Source organism: Enterobacter cloacae complex sp. ECL411 (assembly GCF_021869665.1).
GTDB classification, from domain to species: Bacteria; Pseudomonadota; Gammaproteobacteria; order Enterobacterales; family Enterobacteriaceae; genus Enterobacter; species Enterobacter intestinihominis.
In genome coordinates, this window is record NZ_CP091488.1 from 1 (window position 1) to 16,397 (window position 16,397).

Here is a 16,397-nt window from a genome sequence, read left to right on the forward strand (position 1 = left end):
GTGCAGCGGCCACAGGGCCGCCGCTCAGAGAAAAACAGAAGTGCCTCCCGTCGCACGCGCCGGGCCCCGTTCTGGCCAGAACCCAACACCGCGCACACACCTGCCCCTGCTAAAGCGACGCCGCCCCGGCCCGAAGGGCCGGAACATCCTCGCTTTAAAAGGGATGTTGTAACTAGAGCTTCGTGTGGCTGTAGGAAATGGGGCGAGGCTTGAGCGTACACGCTCGTAAGCGCCTTCCGGCGCTAACGCGGAGATACAGCCCGTCAGCGGCCTCTGGCCTCGACGGACTCACTCCGATCGCGCACAGTAACAACAGGAATGGCATTAAGCGGGTATGGCCTGGCAGGGTGAAGGGCGGAATTGGGAGAACCTATCAATCAGTGACGGCTTACGCCGGCCACGACGCCACCCACCCACTGCATACAATTCCGCTCCGGCTGGCGTCTCTATGCCGCTACGCGGCATAATGGTACATGGCCATTATGTTGAACTGACTCACCGTGGAGATAGCAGGATGGACTATTCAGAAGTGTTCTTACGCCAGCATGATGAGATGTGCCAGGTCGTGGGCAGTATTGTGTTTTCACTTGTTGAGGCCGGACACGATTCCACCAGTGAAAATATTGTTGCTGTGCTGCGAAATGGTATTGCCGAAAGCGGGAAATGGGAGCCGAACCAGGTCCTTTATCTTGGGGTCCGCTTGGAAAACGGAATCTATGGTCACTCCCGTTTTTGCAACACCGATTTTGACGACAAGTTGGCTTGCTTGAATCTATCCGGCGTCTGAATGGGATTTTATTCCCGCGCCTTGATGAGTTCCGCGCCTGATGAACCTCCAGAAAATATACGGCTTCAATGAGCCTTTCCGTTTTACAGGTTCCTCAACAGGCCGGTGGGCCGTTAGTATCATCAATATCAGTATTCGCAAAACCAGATCAGTAATTCTTTAAACCGGTGTATTTCTGCCGTTATGCTACATAAGTTTGCTGTCGTGCCGTTAGGGCCCAGGCTATTCTGGCCAGCTTGTTTGCCAGAGCACAAGTGACGACAAAGTTGCTTTTCCGGCACAGTAAATCCCTGACCCAATCGGCCAATTTGCCAGACTGGTGTTCCAGTTTTTGTATGAATACCCTGGCACACTGAACCAACAAAGTTCGGATCTTTTTATTACCTCGCTTACTAATTCCCAGCAATGTCGTCCTACCTCCCGTGCTGTACTGCCGAGGTACAAGCCCTGTTGCCGCCGCAAAGTCACGGCTGCTGGCGTACTGCTTCCCGTCGCCAATCTCAGTTGAAATAGTACTCGCTGTCAGTGTTCCGACGCAGGGAATGCTCAGCAAGCGCTGTCCAACCTCATCTTCGTCCAACTTTCGTTTCAACTGGGATTCCAAATCTTTAATCTGCTCAACAAGATAGTGATAATGCTGTTGTAATTTCAGCAATAACTGGCTGAGGTAAAGAGGCAAACTATTATCCTCAAGAATGGTACTCAGTCGGCTAATAACGGCAGCTCCTCGGGGAACGCTAATGCCAAATTCCAGCAGAAAAGCATGCATTTGATTGGTTGTTTTTACCTTATCCTGAACCAGGGATTCACGGACACGATGCAGAGCCCGCATTGCCTGCTGAGATTCCGTTCTGGGCTGCACAAAACGCATAGACGGACGCGATGCAGCTTCACAAATAGCTTCGGCGTCGACAAAGTCGTTTTTATTGCTTTTAACGAACGGGCGGACAAATTGTGGTGATATCAGCTTTGGGGAATGCCCCAACTCTTCCAACTTGCGTGCCATAAAGTGAGAACCGCCACAGGCTTCCATTGCGATGGTTGTAGCGGGGCATGTCGCCAAAAATTCGATCAACTTTGGCCGGGTAAATTTTTTACGGTAAACAGCCTTCCCGCGACGATCCTGGCAATGAATATGGAAAGAGTTTTTACCCAGATCGATACCAATGAGCGCAATGTTTTCCATGATAGTTCTCCGAATGAAAGCCTGTCCTCAGCATAGTACCGGGAAGGAGGGAGTGACCATCTCATTAAATATCCCACGCTAAGATTGTTTTTTGTACAAATTGATGTCAACAGCGCGTAATGACCGGTCTTTCCCGGATCTCTGCTTGAGGTGAGTAGACGGAGTTGAAGCCCAACGGGATGGAAATATAAGCTAAGAACGTAATTGTATGATTTTAAATCTATACATCAATGGTAAGTTCTAGTGCGCTTACTCTGGTTTTATTATCGAGTTTGTTAACTTCAAAAGTATGGTAAACCTCGTGGATACTGGCATCAATGAAAAGAGTCCACAAAACCCTCGTTTTCTTTGCCTAGCAAATCTGTTCAAAAAACGCACTTTACGTACACTTGGCCACCGCAGAGCTTCAAACCCCTGAGTCCACCAGGCCATAAAATCCGATTGATTACTTCAATAGTTCTTGTAGCATTGAATTATGAGAAAAGACACCGCAACTCAAGTTTTTGAATCCCTGGCTTCTGGCATCCGACTGGATGTCTATCGCTTGCTGGTGAAAGCCGGGCCACAGGGGATGGTCGCGGGGCAAATTGCCTCAAGCCTTGCCATTGTTCCAAATAATTTGTCATTTCATCTCAAGGCTATGATCCATGCCGGATTGCTCTCGGTTGAGCAGGAAGGACGTTTCCAGCGTTATCGGGCCAACATCTCTTTGATGGTGGAGTTGATAACTTTCCTGACTGAAGAGTGTTGTTCTGGTCATCCGGAAAAATGCATATCTCTGTACTCCGATCCAAGTTGCTCATCCACAGAACCACCGGCACCCACCAGGATAAAATGTGAGGACTAGTCTAATGAACGTATTGTTTCTGTGTACCGGTAATTCTTGTCGATCCATTCTCGCCGAAGCGATATTCAACCATCTGGCACCAGAAGGCTGGCATGGTATGAGTGCCGGAAGTCATCCGACGGGTCAGGTGCATCCCCGCTCACTTGCTTTACTGGCTCGTGAAGGTATCGCCACCGAGGGTTATTACAGTAAGTCGTGGGAAAATCTACCCCAGGTGCCGGATATCGTCATCAGCGTCTGTGGCAATGCTGCCAATGAAACCTGCCCGACCTATTTGGGACCTGTGTTACGAACCCATTGGGGTGTAGAGGACCCTGCTCATGCCACAGGGACGGACGAGGAGATCGATGTGGCATTTGTCACGGCATATACCATTCTGCGTTCGCGTATCGAGGCATTTTTTGCTCTTCCATTGGCAAAATTGCAGCAGGATAAAACCCTATTGAAAGCCGAACTGGACCGTATCGGTAATCTGGTGGGTTAAGTATTTAGTCTTTTTCTAGTTTAGAAGGAGTGAAAACAAGTACATGAGCAAGCTATATCATGCACTAATCCCGGGTCATATTTACTGTGGCGGCGCTAATGATATCCAGCAGATGGTGGATGAAGATGGCATCGACGTGGTTGTTGATTTACGTGCCGAATCGACGGGCTGTGCTGCACATCAACCAGAGGTGCAGTGGGTACATATTCCATTGAGTGATCATGCCGAAGAGCCCGAGGAGCAACTGTTCCGTGATGCAATTCTCGCGGTAGTGGATGCCTATCAAAATGGTCATAAAGTGGCATTTCATTGTGGCGCAGGCAGAGGACGGACTGGAACGGTGGCAGCAGGCGTCTTGCTGGAATTAAACATCAGCAAAACCTTACCGGAAGCGGTTGAGCGAGCTAAATCTATTCGCCCGGTACTCAACATCAAGCCAATTCAGTATCAGGCGTTAGGCCTCCTCTACCCTGAACCTGACTAAACACCGAGTCCCGCTTTTCGCCACACTGGAGTAAACACCCAATGTGGCATTGTTTAACATTGTGGCTGCCATGATTGAGCGTTTCAATCTGGCGCAATAACTTACGGGATTGACCTGACAAGCTGTCCGGCAGGAGATTGAGATGCAAAATCAACCATTCAACGTGCTGTTTCTTTGTACAGGTAACTCAACAAGAAGCATCATGGCTGAAGTGCTCATGAATCAGATAGGGCAAGGCAATTTTAAAGCTTACAGCGCTGGCACTCACCCTCGGGGAGAGCTGCATCCGATGACGACACTTTTCTTGCAGCGACATCACATAGATACCTCAACGCTATCCAGTAAAAGTTGGTACTTATTTGCAGATGCCAATGCTCCCAAAATGGACTTCATTTTCACTGTCTGCGATCAGGCAGCAGGCGAGTCTTGTCCGGCCTGGCCAGGGCAACCGATTACTGCCCATTGGGGATTTTCCGATCCGGCCTTGTTTAAAGGAACTGAAGAGCAGAAGTTGCAAGAATTCAGCCGGATATACAAAGAAATTAGCAACCGGATTCGAATTTTTATGAACCTGCCGCTGCATAAACTGGATCGTATGTCTCTTCAGCAGGAACTCAACCGTATTGGTAAGTAAACAACCTTGCTAACAGGCTTTCATTTAGTACGACCACTCGTTTTTATATATGGAAATTCAAATATATTTTTGACATTCTGCTGCCGCAGAGAGACACTGCCAGATAAAAGCAGGAGGGCTTATGCCGCAATTATCATCCATACAACTCTTCAAAAACCTGTCTGATGAAACCCGTCTGGGTATCGTTCTCTTGCTCAGAGAGATGGGGGAACTGTGCGTATGTGATTTGTGTACTGCACTGGAGCAGTCACAACCTAAAATATCCCGCCATCTGGCAATGCTGCGGGAAAGCGGAATTTTGCTGGATCGCAAGCAGGGAAAATGGGTTAACTACCGCTTATCGCCGCATATCCCCTCATGGGCCGCGCAGATTATCGAGCAAGCCTGGTTAAGCCAACAAGACGGCGTTCAGGCCATCGCCCACAAGCTGGCATCAGCTAACTGCTCTGGTAGCGGTAAAGCTGCCTGTATCTAAAAAATTTGCTTATACATATATGATTTTACGAATGTGAGGTATTGAGAATGAAAACGCTAACGGTGTTCGACCCGGTAATGTGCTGCAGTACCGGTGTTTGTGGTTCAGATGTCGATCAGGTTCTGATTGATTTTTCCGCAGATGTGCAATGGCTGAAACAGCGCGGTGTTCAGGTTGACCGCTATAACCTGGCACAGCAACCCATGAACTTTGTACAGAGCGAGAAAGCGAAAGCATTCCTTGAGGTATCAGGTGCTGAAGGTCTTCCATTGCTGCTGCTGGACGGAGAAACGGTGATGGCCGGGCGTTACCCGAAACGTACTGAACTGGCTCGCTGGTTCGGCATACCGCTGGAGAAAGTGGGCTTAGCACCAACAAGTTGCTGTGGTGGTAAGACTTCCTGTTGCTGAATATGTCAGGAGGACATATGAATTTTTTACACAATATCCCGCCTTACCTGTTTTTTACCGGTAAAGGTGGTGTCGGTAAAACCTCTATTTCCTGTGCTACGGCTATCCGCCTGGCAGAACTGGGCAAACGCGTTTTGCTCGTGAGTACTGACCCGGCTTCAAACGTAGGCCAGGTCTTTGACCAGACAATTGGCAATACTATTCTGCCAGTCGCTGCCGTACCTGGCTTGTCGGCTCTGGAGATTGACCCACAAGCTGCGGCACAACAATACCGGGCCAGAATTGTTGATCCTATTAAAGGGCTGCTGCCTGATGAGGTCGTTAATAGCATCACCGAGCAACTCTCAGGCGCCTGTACCACAGAGATTGCTGCATTTGATGAGTTCACTGGTTTACTGACTGATCCCTCCCTGCTGAATCGTTTTGACCACATCATCTTTGATACCGCGCCAACCGGTCACACCATTCGCCTTCTCCAGCTCCCGGGCGCCTGGAGCAGCTTTATTGAAAGTAATCCGGATGGCGCTTCTTGCCTCGGTCCGATGGCGGGACTGGAAAAGCAGCGTGAACAGTATGCTCACGCCGTTGAAGCATTGTCTGACCCGGAGCGTACCCGGTTGGTTCTGGTTGCGCGACTGCAAAAATCAACCTTGCAGGAAGTTGCCCGCACGCATGAAGAGCTTGCCGCAATAGGCCTTAAAAACCAGTATCTGGTCATCAATGGTGTGCTGCCCGAAACCGAGGCCATGAACGACACACTGGCAGCGGCAATTTGGCGTCGGGAGCAGGACGCGCTGGAAAATCTTCCGGAAGGTCTGTCCGGTCTGCCAACGGATACCTTATTCCTGCAACCGGTGAATATGGTGGGTATGTCGGCACTGAAGGGACTACTCGCCTCCCGGCCTGAATTGATGTCTATCCCTGAAGAGCAGCCGCCGCAAAAACCAGACATCCCGTCGTTATCTACTCTGGCCGATGACATTGCCCGTAATGAACATGGGTTGATTATGCTGATGGGTAAAGGTGGTGTCGGGAAAACCACGATGGCTGCGGCAATCGCCGTCAGGCTGGCCGACATGGGGTTTGATGTGCATCTCACCACTTCTGATCCTGCGGCCCACCTCAGTACCACCCTCAACGGTAGTCTCAACAACCTGCAGGTCAGCAGAATTGATCCTCACGAGGAGACCGAACGCTATCGTCAGCATGTCCTTGAGACCAAAGGAAGAGATCTGGACGATGCCGGGAAACGACTGCTTGAAGAGGATTTACGTTCTCCTTGCACAGAAGAGATTGCGGTGTTCCAGGCGTTCTCACGCGTAATCCGTGAAGCAGGCAAACGGTTTGTGGTCATGGATACGGCACCTACCGGGCACACGCTGTTGTTGCTGGATGCTACCGGGGCGTATCACCGCGAAATTGCTAAGAAGATGGGGGATAAAGGTCATTTTACCACTCCGATGATGCAGCTTCAGGACTCGGAGCGAACCAAAGTCCTGTTGGTCACCCTGCCTGAAACAACACCAGTGCTGGAAGCGGCAAACCTGCAGGCTGACCTTGAAAGAGCGGGGATTCATCCCTGGGGCTGGATTATCAATAACAGCCTTTCCATTGCGGATACGCGTTCTTCGTTGCTTTGCCAGCGTGCTCATCAGGAACTGCCTCAGATTGAGGCTGTTAAGAATCAGCACGCTGACCGTATAGCGCTTGTTCCGGTGCTGGCGTCAGAGCCCGCCGGTATTGAAAAGCTCAGAGAGTTGATGAGTTAATTTTTTGGCATATACAGGGCGACAAAGTCGCCCTGTCAGGAGGTTTTATGTTACTGGCAGGCGCTATTTTTGTCCTGACCATTGTTTTGGTTATCTGGCAACCGAAGGGATTAGGGATCGGCTGGAGTGCAATGCTGGGCGCGGGACTGGCTCTGATATCTGGCGTTGTGCATGTGGGAGATATTCCGGTGGTGTGGAATATCGTCTGGAACGCGACGGCGACCTTTATTGCCGTAATTATTATCAGCCTGCTGCTTGATGAGTCCGGTTTTTTCGAATGGGCAGCGCTGCACGTTTCCCGCTGGGGTAACGGTCGTGGACGTTTGCTCTTTACGTATATTGTTCTGCTCGGTGCGGCGGTGGCGGCACTGTTCGCCAACGATGGTGCGGCACTTATTCTAACGCCGATAGTCATCGCCATGCTGCTGGCACTAGGGTTCAGCAAAGGCACCACGCTGGCATTCGTCATGGCTGCCGGTTTTATTGCCGATACGGCCAGCCTGCCGCTTATCGTGTCGAACCTGGTGAATATAGTCTCGGCGGACTTCTTTGGACTGGGCTTCACTGAGTATGCGTCGGTAATGGTGCCGGTGGATATTGCCGCTATTATCGCCACGCTGGTGATGCTGCATCTGTTCTTCCGCAAAGATATTCCACCGACTTACGATCTGGCTCTCCTGAAAGCACCGGCAAAGGCGATTAAAGATCTGGCAACTTTCAAAACCGGCTGGATAGTTTTAATTCTTCTGCTGGTTGGGTTCTTTGTCCTCGAGCCGCTCGGCATTCCCGTTAGCGCGATTGCGGCTGTTGGAGCTGTGATCCTGTTTGCAGTAGCTAAACGAGGCCATGCCATTAACACTGGCAAAGTGCTGCGCGGTGCGCCATGGCAGATCGTCATCTTCTCATTGGGGATGTACCTGGTGGTCTACGGTCTGCGCAACGCCGGGCTAACCGAATACCTTTCAGGTGTGCTGAACGTACTGGCGGATAAAGGACTCTGGGCTGCGACGCTGGGTACTGGCTTCCTGACGGCTTTCCTGTCTTCCATCATGAACAACATGCCTACCGTGCTGGTTGGCGCTCTTTCTATTGATGGAAGCACTGCAACTGGCGTTATTAAAGAGGCGATGATCTACGCCAACGTGATTGGCTGCGATCTGGGCCCGAAAATTACACCTATTGGTAGCCTGGCAACGCTGCTCTGGCTGCATGTCCTTTCACAGAAGAATATGACCATCACCTGGGGATACTATTTCCGCACCGGGATCGTCATGACTCTGCCTGTGCTGTTTGTAACGCTGGCAGCGCTGGCGCTACGTCTCTCTTTCACTTTGTAATGAGATACTGATATGAGCAACATCACCATTTATCACAACCCGGCCTGCGGCACGTCACGTAATACGCTGGAGATGATCCGCAACAGCGGTAATGAACCGACCGTTATTCATTACCTTGAAAATCCACCGTCACGCGATGAACTGGTCAAACTTATCGCAGATATGGGGATTACAGTACGGGCGCTGCTGCGTAAAAATGTCGAACCTTATGAAGAGCTGGGGCTTGCCGAAGATAAGTTTACTGACGATCAGTTAATCGATTTTATGCTTCAGCATCCGATCCTGATTAACCGCCCGATTGTGGTGACACCGTTGGGAACGCGCCTTTGCCGCCCTTCCGAAGTGGTACTGGATATTCTTCCGGATGCGCAAAAAGGCGCATTTGCTAAGGAAGACGGCGAGAAAGTCGTTGATGAAACAGGTAAGCGATTGAAATAAACATAAAGGGGGCAGACGCCCCCTTATTCCTGCCTCAAGGCATAGGATCTGAACCTTCTGGCAGAGTACTATTCCCTTCACCAAGTTTCATTTGCAGCAAAACCGTGTCAAGCCAGCGACCATGTTTGAAACCAATGTCCTTTAATGTGCCTATTTCAGTAAATCCTGCGCGGATATGCAGCGCAACAGAAGCAACGTTAGCGCTGTCACCCACAACAGCAATCATCTGACGATATCCCTGAAATTCGGCCCATTTTAATGCATGATCGAGCAGTGCTTTTCCGACGCCCTGGCGCTGATAAGCCGGATCAATATATATCGAATTTTCAACCGTGAACCGATAAGCATGGCGTTCGCGGTAACGGGAAATATAACAGTAGCCAATGATCGTATCGCCCTGCAGGGCGACATACCATGGGAATCCCCGAGACTGAATGCTCCTCAGTCGGTTAAGCATTTCCTGCGTATCAGGAGGTTCGGTTTCAAAGCTACCTGTACCATGTAGAACATGGTGAGCATAGATATTGCATATCGCGGTAATGTGCTGTTCTTCAGCTTTGATAATGTGCATCGAATTGCTCCAGTAATGGTGTTTTACAAACTACCGGAATTCGCGACAGCAGGTTAAGCACTTAAACTTATAATCTGTATAAGCAAAAGTTTGGCTACAGAAGATGGGGCCGCAGCCCCATCTATTAGCCTGCCATTTTTGCCAGCAGAGTCGCACCCACTGGTTCTTCGTTCTGCAGTGGTGTTAATGCAATACGCTTTGCAAACTGCTCTGTAACGTCATTTATCAGCGGCAGTTCGCGACTGGCTCGGGTTACCAGGAACGGTGAGGACGGTTTCGCAGCAGCCAGACTGCTATTGATTACCCATGCCCATGGTTCAATTTCAGCCCGACGCAAATCCTGCTGCAGGTTGGCTGCTTCCAGTACAGGTGTCGTTTCGGCAAGCGTCACGATAATCACCTTCGTCTTCTCCGGGTCCTGCAATTGCATCATTGGCGTCAACACATGGTCATGAGTTTGCCCCATCTGGCGCACCATTTCCCGGTGATAGGCTCCTGTTGCATCCAGTAGCAGAAGCGTGTGACCTGTTGGCGCTGTGTCCATAATGACAAAATGATCGTCTGCCTCTTTGATGATCCGCGAGAATGCCTGGAAGACGGCGATCTCCTCAGTACATGGTGAGCGGAGATCTTCCTCCAGCACCGCCAGCCCTTCAGCATCTAACCCTTTCCCCTGATTTTCCAGAACAAAGCGACGATAGCGTTCTGTCTCTACTTTCGGGTCAATACGGCTGACCTGAAGGTTTGGTAGCGAGCCATCCAGCGTATAAGACAGATGTGCTGCCGGATCTGACGTGGTCAGATGGACTTTATGACCGCGTTTTGCCAGAGATACCGCCACCGATGCCGCCACGGTCGTTTTACCCACACCGCCTTTACCCATCGTCATGACCAGCCCTTTGCCCGTCTGGCTCAGTTCATCCACCAGCGAGGCAAGTTTCGGTAAATCCAGAGTGTTCAGCGTGGTAGTTGGGAGAGACATCGAGGCTTCGCTCTCTGTAAATAACTCACGCAAGGCTTCGAGACCGACCAGATTAAATGGCTTGAGATACAGCTGCGAGCGGGGAAGGTTCGCCAGATTCTCTGGCATAGCAAGTAGCGCTTTTTCCTCCCGAGCCAAAATACTATGTGCCAGCGGATCATTTTCTCCCACAAATGGCGGCAACACACCATTAATGGCAAGGTGCTGATGCTGCAAACCGATAGCAGACAGCTCATCATGCGTATGGGAAACCTCTTTCAGTGTCGAAGCCTGGGCGCGGGCAACCAGAACCAGGCGCGTGAGTGCAGCATTAGCGAGCGCCTTAACCGCGTCTGAGTACTGGTGTTGTTGTTTCTCCAGACCCACTAGCGGCCCGAGGTTAGCGGCGGCATCAGGGTTCGCTTCGAGATAACCACTCCAGGCCCCTGGCAACTCAAGCATACGGATGGTATGACCGGTTGGCGCAGTATCAAATACGATATGGTCATACTTTTCCCGCAACTCATGATTGGTAAGAAGACCAGTAAACTCATCAAATGCTGCGATTTCCGTGGTGCATGAACCTGAGAGCTGTTCTTCAATGCTCTTGACCACATCAGCTGGCATTAGCTCACGAACGGGGTCGAGCACACGGTCGCGGTAAGCCTGTGCAGCAGCCATTGGATCAACTTCCATCGCGGCAAGATTTTCAACGGTGCTGATACCTGTGATTCGGTGGCCGATAGTCTGGCTAAATACCTGGCCGACATTGGAAGCCGGATCGGTACTCACCAGAAGCGTTCTCTTGCCCTGGTCAGCCAGCCATACCGCAGTAGCACAGGCCAGGGATGTTTTACCCACCCCACCTTTACCGGTGAAGAAGATGAATGGGGGAATGTCTTTTAAAAATGGCATATTCATCAGTGTTAGCTCCTCTGGAATTAAGGCATACGTGGAATGCAGCAGCAGCGTGGTTGTGTGCTGTCTTCACTCCAGTCCTGAGTAAGCGGAATACCTGCCCAACGGGCGATATCTTCACGAGTCGGGAGTTTGCCTTCCATCACGAGTTTTCCATCGAGCAAGGTGACAGGCAGGGACTCCATCCCTGATGTGTTCAGAAACTCTTTGATGACAGGGGTATTCAGGAACTGCTGCGGGTTTTTCGCAAGGCTGTAGCGCTGAATATCAACGCTATTCTTTTTCGCCCATTCGGCGCTGGCGTTCCATTTGACGGCTTCGTCGCTGACCACAACGCTACTGGTTGCGCAGCACCCTGCAGCTTCAAAGATCTCAATTTTTGACATGGATTGTTTACCTCAGTGTTTAGCCATTTGGCTTTACACTGAGGTAAACGAAGGTGGTGGGAAAAAGATGCGCGATTAGTTCATTTTTTTGTGGCAGCAGACGGGATTTAAACGCGGTAAGCGTAATACCCAGTTCATCGGCCAGGGACTGCTGAGGACGCCGGTTAAGATCGGACTCTTCAATCAGCCACCGCTCATCTTCGGACAAAGCCTGTAATGTTTCAGGCAGGCATATATCCAGCGTTGAGATGGCATCAGGGGATGCGTCTGTGAATGGGGCATCTTCTTCCAGCTCAACGAACTCCCTGGTGGTGCGGTACTCATCAATCAGCAGGTTCCTCGCCGCCCGATACAGCCAGGCTCGTGGATTCTCCATCTCGCAGAAACTGTCTGAATGAGCGCGGGCACGCAGGAATAGCTCTTGCAGAAGGTCGGCTGCCTTTTCGCTATCACCTGTCTTCGATGTCAGAAAGCGAGAGAGTTCGGCTTCATGTTGCCGCCAGAACACGCTCATGCAGTTGTTGAATGCCGTTACATCACTCATACCAGCCCTCAAATTTTGCTCTGATTAACCCGCCGGGAAAGTTCTTCTGCCGACTCTTTTCGTTCACTGTAGCGATCAACGAGATAGGCTGAGTTACCTCGGGTCAGCAGAGTAAATTTCACCAGTTCCTCCATTACATCCACGATGCGGTCGTAATAAGACGACGGTTTCATTCGCCCATCTTCATCAAACTCCTGCCAGGCTTTTGCCACAGAGGACTGATTCGGGATGGTGATCATCCGCATCCATCGGCCAAGAATACGCATCTGGTTTACGGCATTGAAAGACTGAGATCCACCGCAGACCTGCATAACGGCCAGCGTCTTACCCTGAGAAGGGCGTACAGCGCCTTCCGATAGTGGTATCCAGTCAATCTGGGCCTTCATGATACCGGTCATCGCACCATGGCGTTCAGGCGAGCACCACACCATCCCTTCGGACCAACGAACCAGCTCGCGCAGTTCCATGACTTTAGGATGCGAGTCAGGCGCATCATCAGGAAGAGGCAAGCCAGAAGGATTGAAGATCCGCACTTCTGCGCCCATGGCGGTCAGTAACCTTGCCGCTTCTTCCGTTGCCAGTCGGCTGTAGGAGCGTTCGCGTACAGAACCGTACAGCATCAGGATACGAGGAGGATGGGGAACTGCAGGAATACCGAGGCGTTCCTCGCTAATAGAAGATTCAAATAAATCAGGTGTAATGTTTTTCAATTCATTCATTTGCTATTCCCTTGAGTCAGGTTTTCCTCAAAACGAGGGCAAGATACGCCAGCACAGCACTCCTCAATCAAGAAAGCCATGAGTTCTTCTAGTTTCTCGTAGCGAGAATGGCAGAAAAGCGTTCTACCCTGTCTTTCCTGCTTAATCAGGCCGACGGACATCAGAGCTGACAGGTGATGACTTAGCGTAGATGCAGGGATCTCAATTCTTTTCTGTAGTTCACCTACTGACATCCCTGTTGACCCGGCTTTGACGAGTTGTTTATAGATTGCCAGCCGAGTCTGATGACCGAGTTCTTTTAGTGCGGATGCAGCCGATTCGATATCCATTATATACCTTCGTTGCAAATATTCTATATTTCCAGAATAGTGGAAATATTATTTTTTATCAAACGCAACGCATTCGGATATTTAACAAAAGAGGATAATCAGAATTCCCCTTGAACAGGTTAACCAAATCAAGCAGGACGAGAGGGCGGTTTATCAGGTGCTAAATGTGCTGCTTTCACCCTGAGAACGGTTTGTCTTGTGGTGCTGAACTCGCGAGCGATGGCGCTGATACTAATTCCGGAATCAATACGTGCAATCACTGCCCGCTGCTGTTCTTCGTTCAGTGCGGAGGGACGTCCAAACTCATCTTTCTCCACTGGGCTGGGAACATATCAATCTGAGTGGCGATTACGTCTGGCGTAATAATCTTAAGCTGGAGTCCGGAAAATATCGACCATTACGCTCAGTCGATACCGAATTGTACAAAAAGCAGTCTTAGCGTGGGATAATTAATGAGATGGTCACTCCCTCCTTCCCGGTACTATGCTGAGGACAGGCTTTCATTCGGAGAACTATCATGGAAAACATTGCGCTCATTGGTATCGATCTGGGTAAAAACTCTTTCCATATTCATTGCCAGGATCGTCGCGGGAAGGCTGTTTACCGTAAAAAATTTACCCGGCCAAAGTTGATCGAATTTTTGGCGACATGCCCCGCTACAACCATCGCAATGGAAGCCTGTGGCGGTTCTCACTTTATGGCACGCAAGTTGGAAGAGTTGGGGCATTCCCCAAAGCTGATATCACCACAATTTGTCCGCCCGTTCGTTAAAAGCAATAAAAACGACTTTGTCGACGCCGAAGCTATTTGTGAAGCTGCATCGCGTCCGTCTATGCGTTTTGTGCAGCCCAGAACGGAATCTCAGCAGGCAATGCGGGCTCTGCATCGTGTCCGTGAATCCCTGGTTCAGGATAAGGTAAAAACAACCAATCAAATGCATGCTTTTCTGCTGGAATTTGGCATTAGCGTTCCCCGAGGAGCTGCCGTTATTAGCCGACTGAGTACCATTCTTGAGGATAATAGTTTGCCTCTTTACCTCAGCCAGTTATTGCTGAAATTACAACAGCATTATCACTATCTTGTTGAGCAGATTAAAGATTTGGAATCCCAGTTGAAACGAAAGTTGGACGAAGATGAGGTTGGACAGCGCTTGCTGAGCATTCCCTGCGTCGGAACACTGACAGCGAGTACTATTTCAACTGAGATTGGCGACGGGAAGCAGTACGCCAGCAGCCGTGACTTTGCGGCGGCAACAGGGCTTGTACCTCGGCAGTACAGCACGGGAGGTAGGACGACATTGCTGGGAATTAGTAAGCGAGGTAATAAAAAGATCCGAACTTTGTTGGTTCAGTGTGCCAGGGTATTCATACAAAAACTGGAACACCAGTCTGGCAAATTGGCCGATTGGGTCAGGGATTTACTGTGCCGGAAAAGCAACTTTGTCGTCACTTGTGCTCTGGCAAACAAGCTGGCCAGAATAGCCTGGGCCCTAACGGCACGACAGCAAACTTATGTAGCATAACGGCAGAAATACACCGGTTTAAAGAATTACTGATCTGGTTTTGCGAATACTGATATTGATGATACTAACGGCCCACCGGCCTGTTGAGGAACCTGTAAAACGGAAAGGCTCATTGAAGCCGTATATTTTCTGGAGGTTCATCAGGCGCGGAACTCATCAAGGCGCGGGAATAAAATCCCATTCAGACGCCGGATAGATTCAAGCAAGCCAACTTGTCGTCAAAATCGGTGTTGCAAAAACGGGAGTGACCATAGATTCCGTTTTCCAAGCGGACCCCAGTAACGGCTTACGCCGGCCACGACGCCACCCACCCACTGCATACAATTCCGCTCCGGCTGGCGTCTCTATGCCGCTACGCGGCATAATGGCCATGTATCATTATGTTGAACTGACTCGCCGTGGAGATAGCAGGATGGACTATTCAGAAGTGTTCTTACGCCAGCATGATGAGATGTGCCAGGTCGTGGGCAGTATTGTGTTTTCACTTGTTGAGGCCGGACACGATTCCACCAGTGAAAATATTGTTGCTGTGCTGCGAAATGGGATTGCCGAAAGCGGGAAATGGGAGCCGGACCAGGTCCTTTATCTTCAGCTGGCCATTGATTTACTGGAGCGGGGGCGAGGGGTTCCCGGGGCGCACTGACGCCCCGAAACTGTGGCTCTCTCACCAGAGGTGCATCAGGAGGAGCAGCACCAGAAGATGGCCGATATAGGCAATGTAGAAGAAATGTCGTGGCATGAAGCGCGGGTAGCCTTCCGGACACAGATGAATGCTCAGGGACAGGGCCATCAGGGGAAAAACGAGTGTGGGAAGAGTGGCGAACAACAGCGTGTCTGCCGGCAGACTCAGCAGATGCGATAATCCGTTCAGGCAACACAGCGCCAGGACGGACACGATAATTCCCGTGAGCTGCACGCCAGGTTTTTGTCCGCCGGTGGTGATTACCATGCCGGTGGCCAGCGCAACACCCGCCAGACCGTAACTGGCCGGACTCAGCGGCCAGATCATGATGGCCAGCAGCAGAGCACCGGCAAGACTTCCCTTTCTGCCGAACCGGTACTGCAGGGCGAGCAGCTGCGTGACGCCGGCGAACACGAAGAGAATGTTCAGTGCCCACCACGGCTGATGGCCGGCAAAGACCAGGCTGAAGACGGGCTGGGTGATGATGGCCCATATCCACAGACGGTTTGCTCTCACCTGAAGACGTTCTGGTGCGCGCCGCACGTTCATCGCCCAGATAAGCGTGAACAGGGGGAATGCCATCCGGCCAAGCGCATACATCACCGGCTGAGCTGGGGTCATAAACACCGTATTGATGTGGTCGATCAGCATGGTCAGGAGCGCCAGAAGCTTGACCATATCCAGGGCGGCCGGACTGAGCTGGCCGGGTGTCTGAAGGTGGTGAAGAAGGCCGGGAACGGACTGATTCATTCGGTGTATTCTCCTGCCGGCACGCCATCAGCAGCCAGTCCTGGACATGATGCCAGAATGCCCTGCCCGTCTGAGACGTCACGCGAACCTTTAATTTCTCCAGAATTTTGCGTGCAGCAAACTCCGATTTATCCCGCAGCACACGCATGGCGCCTGCCACATCC

At 50.9% G+C, this 16,397-nt stretch carries 20 protein-coding genes and 1 pseudogene; 12 read left to right on the forward strand and 9 right to left on the reverse strand.

The window, feature by feature from the left end:
• Window positions 1-514 precede the first annotated feature (514 nt).
• Window positions 515-787, forward strand: a complete 273-nt coding sequence (locus L3069_RS24535) for a DUF2767 family protein (RefSeq protein WP_217189052.1) — start codon at window positions 515-517, stop codon at window positions 785-787.
• Between the two features lie 181 nt (window positions 788-968).
• Here the strand turns inward: L3069_RS24535 and L3069_RS24540 are convergent, their stop codons facing one another.
• Entirely contained in the window at window positions 969-1,973 is a 1,005-nt protein-coding gene (locus L3069_RS24540) for an IS110-like element IS4321 family transposase (protein ID WP_000427623.1), read from the reverse strand.
• Between the two features lie 475 nt (window positions 1,974-2,448).
• Between L3069_RS24540 and L3069_RS24545 the strand changes: the two genes are divergently transcribed.
• From L3069_RS24545 to arsC, 9 genes are all read left to right on the forward strand, one after another.
• A complete protein-coding gene (locus L3069_RS24545) occupies window positions 2,449-2,820 on the forward strand; it encodes a helix-turn-helix transcriptional regulator (protein WP_127851293.1) in 372 nt (123 codons plus the stop codon).
• A 4-nt stretch (window positions 2,821-2,824) separates the two neighbouring features.
• The gene (locus L3069_RS24550) at window positions 2,825-3,304 is read left to right on the forward strand and encodes an arsenate reductase ArsC (protein ID WP_127851292.1); all 480 of its coding nucleotides are present in this window, start codon (window positions 2,825-2,827) and stop codon (window positions 3,302-3,304) included.
• A 43-nt stretch (window positions 3,305-3,347) separates the two neighbouring features.
• On the forward strand, window positions 3,348-3,788 hold the full coding sequence (locus tag L3069_RS24555) for a dual specificity protein phosphatase family protein (protein ID WP_127851291.1): 441 nt from the start codon (window positions 3,348-3,350) through the stop codon (window positions 3,786-3,788).
• Window positions 3,789-3,930: 142 nt separating this feature from the next.
• Entirely contained in the window at window positions 3,931-4,422 is a 492-nt protein-coding gene (locus L3069_RS24560; RefSeq protein ID WP_127881752.1) for an arsenate reductase ArsC, read from the forward strand.
• A gap of 121 nt (window positions 4,423-4,543) precedes the next feature.
• Complete coding sequence (gene arsR / locus L3069_RS24565) at window positions 4,544-4,897, forward strand: As(III)-sensing metalloregulatory transcriptional repressor ArsR (RefSeq protein ID WP_127851233.1); 354 nt, start codon at window positions 4,544-4,546, stop codon at window positions 4,895-4,897.
• Window positions 4,898-4,944: 47 nt separating this feature from the next.
• Window positions 4,945-5,307: an arsenite efflux transporter metallochaperone ArsD gene (arsD, locus tag L3069_RS24570; protein ID WP_127851234.1), complete on the forward strand. Its 363-nt coding sequence runs from the start codon at window positions 4,945-4,947 to the stop codon at window positions 5,305-5,307.
• A gap of 17 nt (window positions 5,308-5,324) precedes the next feature.
• Window positions 5,325-7,076 (forward strand): arsenical pump-driving ATPase, encoded by a 1,752-nt coding sequence (gene arsA / locus L3069_RS24575; protein WP_127851235.1) that lies wholly within the window; start codon window positions 5,325-5,327, stop codon window positions 7,074-7,076.
• A 47-nt stretch (window positions 7,077-7,123) separates the two neighbouring features.
• Complete coding sequence (arsB, locus tag L3069_RS24580) at window positions 7,124-8,413, forward strand: arsenite efflux transporter membrane subunit ArsB (RefSeq protein WP_127851236.1); 1,290 nt, start codon at window positions 7,124-7,126, stop codon at window positions 8,411-8,413.
• Window positions 8,414-8,425: 12 nt separating this feature from the next.
• Window positions 8,426-8,851: a glutaredoxin-dependent arsenate reductase gene (arsC, locus tag L3069_RS24585; RefSeq protein WP_017880248.1), complete on the forward strand. Its 426-nt coding sequence runs from the start codon at window positions 8,426-8,428 to the stop codon at window positions 8,849-8,851.
• A 34-nt stretch (window positions 8,852-8,885) separates the two neighbouring features.
• Here the strand turns inward: arsC and L3069_RS24590 are convergent, their stop codons facing one another.
• The 7 genes and pseudogenes from L3069_RS24590 to L3069_RS24620 all read right to left on the reverse strand — a co-directional run.
• On the reverse strand, window positions 8,886-9,422 hold the full coding sequence (locus L3069_RS24590; protein WP_127851237.1) for a GNAT family N-acetyltransferase: 537 nt from the start codon (window positions 9,420-9,422) through the stop codon (window positions 8,886-8,888).
• A gap of 124 nt (window positions 9,423-9,546) precedes the next feature.
• Entirely contained in the window at window positions 9,547-11,304 is a 1,758-nt protein-coding gene (gene arsA / locus L3069_RS24595) for an arsenical pump-driving ATPase (RefSeq protein ID WP_127851238.1), read from the reverse strand.
• A 20-nt stretch (window positions 11,305-11,324) separates the two neighbouring features.
• Complete coding sequence (locus L3069_RS24600) at window positions 11,325-11,687, reverse strand: arsenic metallochaperone ArsD family protein (RefSeq protein WP_127851239.1); 363 nt, start codon at window positions 11,685-11,687, stop codon at window positions 11,325-11,327.
• Between the two features lie 19 nt (window positions 11,688-11,706).
• Entirely contained in the window at window positions 11,707-12,231 is a 525-nt protein-coding gene (locus L3069_RS24605) for a sigma-70 family RNA polymerase sigma factor (protein ID WP_370651369.1), read from the reverse strand.
• 8 nt (window positions 12,232-12,239) lie between these two features.
• Entirely contained in the window at window positions 12,240-12,950 is a 711-nt protein-coding gene (gene arsH / locus L3069_RS24610; RefSeq protein ID WP_127851241.1) for an arsenical resistance protein ArsH, read from the reverse strand.
• Complete coding sequence (locus tag L3069_RS24615; protein WP_127851242.1) at window positions 12,947-13,279, reverse strand: helix-turn-helix transcriptional regulator; 333 nt, start codon at window positions 13,277-13,279, stop codon at window positions 12,947-12,949. Before L3069_RS24615 ends, arsH begins: the two co-directional genes overlap by 4 nt.
• Window positions 13,280-13,407: 128 nt before the next feature.
• A pseudogene (locus L3069_RS24620) lies at window positions 13,408-13,581 on the reverse strand (helix-turn-helix domain-containing protein); the annotation flags it as partial.
• A 215-nt stretch (window positions 13,582-13,796) separates the two neighbouring features.
• Here L3069_RS24620 and L3069_RS24625 point away from each other — a divergent pair.
• Together L3069_RS24625 and L3069_RS24630 are read left to right on the forward strand one after the other, a co-directional pair.
• Complete coding sequence (locus L3069_RS24625; RefSeq protein WP_000427623.1) at window positions 13,797-14,801, forward strand: IS110-like element IS4321 family transposase; 1,005 nt, start codon at window positions 13,797-13,799, stop codon at window positions 14,799-14,801.
• Between the two features lie 412 nt (window positions 14,802-15,213).
• Window positions 15,214-15,444 carry a DUF2767 family protein gene (locus L3069_RS24630; protein ID WP_127851265.1) on the forward strand — a complete coding sequence of 77 codons (231 nt, stop codon included), beginning with the start codon at window positions 15,214-15,216 and terminating at the stop codon, window positions 15,442-15,444.
• A gap of 21 nt (window positions 15,445-15,465) precedes the next feature.
• On the opposite strand, the gene L3069_RS24635 is transcribed toward L3069_RS24630, so the two are convergent.
• Entirely contained in the window at window positions 15,466-16,233 is a 768-nt protein-coding gene (locus L3069_RS24635) for a TraX family protein (protein ID WP_236901935.1), read from the reverse strand.
• Window positions 16,234-16,397: the final 164 nt, after the last annotated feature.